The following is a 6,781-nucleotide window of genomic DNA, read 5'->3' as shown; positions in this document are numbered from 1 at the left end:
GGATGGGGAAAGGACAGCGGATAGGTCCGGCTGACCTCCCGGCAAACCCGGCCGGTCTCATCCACCAGCAGCAGCTTCAGAGCAGAAGTACCCAGATCGATCCCGATATAAAGCATAGCATCCCTCCATTTTTTGTTAATAAATGTCAAATGTGCCTTCCGATTTCCCTTTATTTTCGATTATAATCCAAAAATGGAACAAATGCAAGGAGAGAACCCCATTGGCGGAAAATAAAAAGAAAAGGCAGATTCAAATTCCGCGCGTGGTAAAGGCTATGGAGCTTTGTCCGATCAGAATATGTTTTTAAGGAGCCGCGGAAAGCGGCTCCTTTTTTAATCATCCCACATATGCCGTTCCACATACCTCTCCATGTCCAGCTTATACCTATGCCGGACCGCGGCGATGCTTTCACCGTGAAGGATTGCCAGATAGGCCCGCTGATGGATGGCGTTCTGTTCATTGTCTCCGGTAGAGAGGCTGTTTGCCATTTCCAGGGCAAAGGCCGCCTCCGGAAACTTCGCTTCCAGGGCGGGGTTTTGCATCAAGGCGTCCATTCCGGGAATGGTCCGAAACACTTTGTTTTCCTGGTCTTGATAATATCGCATGGTGTGGGTCGTGGGCATGGTGAATCTCTCCTTATTCTCAACAGGTCATAGCATAGCACTTTCTGGCAGGGCTTGCAAGCCCCCATCGGAGGATAGTGTATCACAGAAACGGTCCAATCGAATGGGTAGAATTACGAAAAGCCTGTATTTCGCTGCACGAAGGCACCTGGCGCATTTCGGACGAACCATGGCATTGTATAGGCAGCAATTTGAATTTGCGTGTTTCCTCCAACTTCTCCAAACGGCGGAGGCCGGGTCCGAAAGGGCACGGCCTCTGCTGTTCTGTCTGGCGCCAACTTTTTTCCAGCTTAATTGGTGAAAACGTTTCCGAGCGGCATCCAGCTCGGGCGTGAGGTTGGTGGTTGAAATACTTGCCTCCAGCCCTCGATAATGACGGTGGGTCCTCCGTTCAACTAAGCCGACAAGTGCAGCCTTTAGGCAGATCTTGTTACTTTTTCTGGCTCATCAGCATTGTAAACTCATCAAAAAAGAGCTGGGCGGCAGAATTGGCCTGATCGTTATAGTAGAGATATTCTTCAAACCGGCAGGCACGGTCGGAGACGGTGACGTGGAAAGTCTCCCGCGGAGCCAGGTTCTGAGCATAGCTTGGGGCAATGCAAATGCCCTTGCCCATGGATACAAGGAACAGAGCGGTTGGGAGGTTGTCCACTCTTATGGAGCCCACCTGACCACGGGTAGCCTTCTCGACAAGCATATAGTTCTGGGCGTAGGGGCCAAAGAGTTCGTCGGCATGAGGCACCACGATGGTCTGGTGTGCAAGCTGGTGGAGATACACTGATGAGCTGCTCATCAGAGGGTGACCGGGCGGGAGCAGAACCTGCGTACTGTGGCTCGCGATATGCAGCCGTTTGAAATATTCCGGAAGCGTTGGATAGTCGCACGGGGAGAAGGTCAGGTCATACTGACTAATGGTATGAGGAGGGATGCTTCCGGGGAGAACGTCATAAATGAGCTCAATGTTACTGTAGCGTCTGGAGAAATCGGCGAAGAAGTCCCGGATGTGGCCGGAATAGGAATATTCAAGGCATATGCCTATGTTGATACGCCCTGTGGCCTTGACGCTTCGGCGCAGCAGGTGGCTTTGAGCGGCATCCCACCTTTTAATGAGTTCCTGGCTGCGGGATGCCAGCATCCGCCCTACCTCCGTGAGCTGTACGCCATGGGTAGAGCGGACAAACAACGTCACACCCAGTTCTTCCTCCAAATCCTGAATGTGGCGGGAGAGAATAGACTGGGAGATAAAAAGAGCTTTCGCAGCCTTGCTGTAGTTGAGAGTGTCCGCCAGAACACGAAACTCATATAGCTTTGCGGTGTTCATTTTCCACCTCTCTGGCAAATGCGGGAAAGTCTGACACAAAGGCCAGAACCTCGGGGTTATTGGTCTGCTTGTCGTAAAAAAACACCGTCGCGGCAGGGTGCGGAATGCCCGTCACTGGGATACTGACAGATCCCGGCGGCACATCAGGCATGGGCGCTGGCCACAGAATAATGCCCTTGCCCACCGGGACAAGCAGCTTATAAAAAATGGCAGACGTACCGCTGTCATAGAGGGTATAGCGAATGCCGGCATCCCGCAGATTACGGATTTGAAAATCCCGGATAGCTGGCTCCGCCGTCTCCGGGTAAAGAATAAACTGCTCCCGGTCAAGCTCACCGATGGAGACCGTAGCACGGTCCGCGAGAGGGTGCGTCCGAGGCATGACCACGAACTGGGTGGAGGAGGCTACCTGACAGGCCCCCAGCTCCCCACGATCAAAGGAATCCATAATTGGGGCAAAATAAATGTCCACATTCCCGGTTTTCAGGCCGTTGAAAATGCCAAAGCAACTGTCGTCCAAAAGGTCGATATGGATGTCTGGATAGCTTATATTGAGCCTATCCAAGAAAGGCCCCAGATACAGGGGGAGGCCGGAGCCGGTGACCGCGATACGAAGGCGGCGGTAGTAATGGTTCTTTGCAGCGTTCAACTCTCGCCGGAGCTGGCGGTAGGAAGTCAAAATCTGCTCCGCGTCAGAAAGAAGCATTTCGCCGGAAGAAGTCAAGGCCATGGTCTGGCCGTTTTTCTCAAAGAGCCGCGTTCCGAGCTGCTCTTCAAGTTTCTTTATCCGCGCTGCCAAGGTGGCATCTGAAACGCCCCGCTCCCGCGCGGCGGCTTTTATGGAACCCAATCTCGCCACAGCGGCAAAATCGGATAGTCTGTCAAGCTCCATGAAGGTCCCTCCAAAAAACCGAATAACAAGCACCTCCTCGCAGGAGGCGTTACATCTTCTTTTCTGTGTCAATATAGATAATATCTCAGATGAAAAGCAATGTCAAGGCCGTCAAATTGACTTTTTTTGAGTTTTTTATCCCAAAGGGCTTAAAATAATAGAATAACAAAGATCTGAAATAGGGTTGTGTTTGGCTTTATCCACTGATAAAATGTGTACATAAGGTGGGCAGAATCCCACAATAAACAAAAAATCAATACAGGAGGAAGAAAAATGAAAAAATATCTGAGTATTCTTTTAGTCCTCGCCCTTTTGGTAACAGCCTTTGCCGGGTGCAACAAGACCGAAGGCGGCGGTGAACACAGCAAGCTCATCGGTGTATGTATGCAGAACATGTCCAGCTCCATCTCCGAGCTTGAAGCTACGGCTCTGAAGGAGATGTTTGAGCCCATGGGCTATGAGGTCCAGGTCGCCTCAGCAGACGACAGCGTTTCTAATCAGGTCCAGCAGATCCAGAACTTTATCCTGATGGACGCCGAGATGCTGGTGATCCTCCCCTGTGAGATCGAGACGCTGGAAGATGTTCTGCTGGAGGCCCGGGAGGCCGGTATCAAGGTAGTCATCTCCGGCGGCACCGGCTCCATCTCCGAGGATGCCTACGATGCCGTTTCCGCCGATGACGAATACATGATCGGCATGTATGTGGCCTCCGTGGCCAAGACCTGGATTGAGGAGCACATGGACCCGAACGGTGACTGGGAAGTAGCGTTTCTCTCCTCCACCATCAGCGCCGATGCACAGCTTCGGTGCCAGGGTGAGGCCCAGATCATCGAACCGTGGCTCAAAAACTCCAAGGGCGAGTACATGAGTCTCATGGGTGACGTGGTGGACGAGGCTAATCGCGTGGAGAACCCGGTCTACTGCAAAATGGTGGCCGACAGAGTCACCAACCTGGCTGACTGTACCACTGAAATGGACATCTCTGGCGACAACCGCAGCGTTGTGGCGGGCGTCCTGACAGACAACAATAAGGTTCGCGTCATCATTGCTTACAACTCCCTGGTCTCTACTGCCGGTTCCCAGTACATCATGGATACATATCCGGAGAGCGAGCAGAAAGAATTTGCTTTCTTCTCTGGCGGCGTCATGGGCGACGAGTATGAGTATCTCATCGGTTCCGTGGCGGACGGAGCCGGCACCAAGAGCGTCTTTCGCGGTGCGTGCCAATTCGGCGGCGGCGATGCGGCGGCTACCCTTGCGAATCTAGCCAACGCCGTCCTTACCGGCGAAGCCGGCGTGGACTATGGCAAAACCAATGCCAACTCTATCGGTCTATTCTACCCCATTGATGCGGAGCTTAACGGCGGTAACGCGGCCCTCGTCTGCTTTGATACCCCGTCCCACATCGAGTATTACACCTATGCGGACATTCTCGCCAAATCTGACCTGCGCACCTATTGGAACAGCACCAGCGGTTACAGCCCGGATGCCTCCGCTCCCAGCGAGGGACCCACCGAAGCAGCTCAGGGCGGGCCCATTGACGGTGGTACCGCTTATCTTGCCACGATGTCCGGTATTGGCGGAGATGAGACCCACGAGATCGACCTTATGGACGATGGTACCTGCAAGTTCTTCCTCCCCGGCAGCACCATGATTACCGATGTCTACGCCGGCACCTATGAGATCGCTGCAGACGGTGTGACCGTTACCATCACCGGCCTTGCCAATGTTGATCCCAGCTCCCCCTATGCCACGCCAGGACTTTGGGGCTACATCGACGGTACGACCGGCAACGCCACCATCACCATTGACCCTGCGAATTACACCTATACTGCTGACACCTCCGGCAGCGGCAGTCTTCCCCCCATTGGCGAGGGCGATCTTCCCCCCATTGGCGAGGGCGACGCAACCTCGACTCCGGAGGGCGGCGAGACGGCCTACACCTACGAGTTTGACGGCATGGCGGGAAAGGAGACAATGCAGTTCGTTCTGAAGGACGACGGTACCTGTGAACTGAGCCTCCCCGGAAACCCCATGATCACCGATGTCTACGCCGGAACCTGGATTAGAGAAGGCGGCACAGTGACCATTACTGGCCTTACCAACGTGGATACCAGCTCCTCCTTCACCACTCCTGGTCTATGGGACTGGATTGACAGCTCCACGGGCAACTGCGTCATTACCGTTGACGACGGTGCGGGCACTTTCACTCCCGCGCAGTAAATCAATTCGCTTGAAAGGAGCGGGGCAATATGCTGAAGCTCGAACACATAACCAAGACATACCCTGGTGTCACAGCCCTCAATGACGTGTCCCTCACCTTTGAGCAGGGGGAGATACACGCAATCCTGGGAGAAAATGGCGCGGGTAAGTCCACTCTGATCAAAATCATCGCCGGGGCCATAAACCCCGACCCCGGCGGAAAGATCATTTTTGACGACAAAATCTATACACAGATGACCCCGGCACTGTCAGCTCAAAACGGCGTGGCAGTCATCTATCAGGACATCAATCTCGTCACCCCTATGACGGTGGCGGAGAACATCTACATTGGGCGGAATTTTGGCCATATCTACTCCAAGCGCCGCCTAAACAAAATGGCACGGGAGCTTTTTGAGGAGTTCGGCTTCAACCTGGACCCCGCCTCCCCCGTGGAGCGTCTGAGCCCTGCAAATCAACAGATGGTAGAGATTGCGAGAGCGATCTCCAACAACGCCAGGATCATGATCATGGACGAGCCCACAGCGCCCCTAGCGGTAAACGAGGTTGAGATGCTCTTTGACATCATCGCCAAGCTCAAGGATCGGGGCGTCACGGTCATCTACATCTCCCACCGCATGGAGGAGGTTTTCCGCATCACTGAGCGCATCAGCGTCCTTCGGGACGGGCAGTTCGTGCAGAGCCTCAATACAAAGGACACCAACCGTCAAGAGCTTGTGAAGCTCATGGTAGGCAGGGAGCTTAACGAGAGCTTCCCGGTGCGCAAGACGCCGGTCGGCGACGTGGTGCTGGAGGCCAGGGACCTCACTGGCAACTCGGTGGAGCACATAAGCTTCCAGCTCCGCCGGGGCGAGATTTTGGGCTTCGCGGGACTTGTTGGCTCCGGGCGCAGTGAAACCATGGAGCTCATCGCCGGAGCAAAGAAGCCGGACTCCGGGGAGATTTGGGTAAACGGGAAGAAAATCAATGTCACCTCACCGGCTGTGGCCATCGCCCACGGTATTGGCCTTATCCCGGAAGACCGGAAGGAGCAGGGGTGTATCCTTTTCAACACCGTAAAATTCAATACATCTCTCTCAGCCATGCGGAAGCTGACGAAATGCGGCTTCATAAGTGGCAGAAAAAACACCGCAATGGCGGAGAAATACCGCGAGGATCTGCGTATCAAGGTACCCAGCGTAAACCAGATGGTCGTCAACCTCTCAGGTGGCAACCAGCAGAAAGTGGTCCTTGCAAAGACCTTGGCGGCTGACCCGGACGTCATTATTTTCGACGAGCCCACAAAGGGCATCGACGTGGGAGCCAAGCAGGAGATATACAATCTTATGAACGAGCTTGTGGCCCAGGGAAAGGCCATCATCATGGTGTCCTCCGATATGGAGGAGATACTGGGCATGTCCGACAGGATCATCGTGCTGTGTGAGGGCCTTATGGCCGGTGAGCTGCCCCGTGAGCGATTCAGCCAGGAGAATGTCCTACACATGGCATCGGGACTTTAATAAGGAGGAGAAGACATGAACAGGAAAAGCGCCGGAACCCTTATTAAGCGCGCAGGGAGCTACCTCTACCACGAGGGCACAGTCTATATCATCCTTGCCGTGCTTGTTGTGTTTTTCGCTATACTTAATCCCGTCTTCCTCACCGGGAGTGGATGTATACTAAAAAAGTGGACAAGTATGATAGAATAGTAGACAAGTAAAAGACAGAAAGGAGAAATACTTATGT

6 protein-coding genes are annotated in these 6,781 nt (G+C 53.8%); 3 read left to right on the top strand and 3 right to left on the bottom strand.

Going from position 1 to position 6,781, the window contains the following annotated elements; all coding sequences use genetic code 11:
- Positions 1 to 332 precede the first annotated feature (332 nt).
- The 3 genes from Q0Z69_RS16320 to Q0Z69_RS16310 form a co-directional block, all read right to left on the bottom strand.
- Positions 333 to 623: a hypothetical protein gene (locus tag Q0Z69_RS16320; RefSeq protein ID WP_298035464.1), complete on the bottom strand. Its 291-nt coding sequence runs from the start codon at positions 621 to 623 to the stop codon at positions 333 to 335.
- A gap of 430 nt (positions 624 to 1,053) precedes the next feature.
- On the bottom strand, positions 1,054 to 1,944 hold the full coding sequence (locus Q0Z69_RS16315; RefSeq protein WP_298035463.1) for a LysR family transcriptional regulator: 891 nt from the start codon (positions 1,942 to 1,944) through the stop codon (positions 1,054 to 1,056).
- Positions 1,922 to 2,836, bottom strand: coding sequence for a LysR family transcriptional regulator (locus Q0Z69_RS16310; protein ID WP_298035462.1), 915 nt, complete (start codon positions 2,834 to 2,836; stop codon positions 1,922 to 1,924). The genes Q0Z69_RS16315 and Q0Z69_RS16310 overlap by 23 nt, the downstream gene beginning before the upstream one ends.
- 273 nt (positions 2,837 to 3,109) lie before the next feature.
- Here Q0Z69_RS16310 and Q0Z69_RS16305 point away from each other — a divergent pair, with 273 nt between their 5' ends.
- The 3 genes from Q0Z69_RS16305 to Q0Z69_RS16295 are packed head-to-tail and all read left to right on the top strand — an operon-like array spanning position 3,110 to position 6,744.
- Positions 3,110 to 5,059, top strand: coding sequence for a substrate-binding domain-containing protein (locus Q0Z69_RS16305; protein ID WP_298035461.1), 1,950 nt, complete (start codon positions 3,110 to 3,112; stop codon positions 5,057 to 5,059).
- Between the two features lie 29 nt (positions 5,060 to 5,088).
- Entirely contained in the window at positions 5,089 to 6,555 is a 1,467-nt protein-coding gene (locus Q0Z69_RS16300) for a sugar ABC transporter ATP-binding protein (protein WP_298035460.1), read from the top strand.
- Between the two features lie 15 nt (positions 6,556 to 6,570).
- Positions 6,571 to 6,744 (top strand): hypothetical protein, encoded by a 174-nt coding sequence (locus Q0Z69_RS16295; protein ID WP_298035459.1) that lies wholly within the window; start codon positions 6,571 to 6,573, stop codon positions 6,742 to 6,744.
- The last annotated feature ends 37 nt before the right edge of the window (positions 6,745 to 6,781 follow it).

It is taken from the genome of uncultured Dysosmobacter sp. (assembly GCF_947631165.1).
GTDB lineage: Bacteria > Bacillota > Clostridia > Oscillospirales > Oscillospiraceae > Oscillibacter.
Note: the sequence above shows the minus strand (reverse complement) of the source record. Positions and strands in the feature narration are given on the sequence as shown.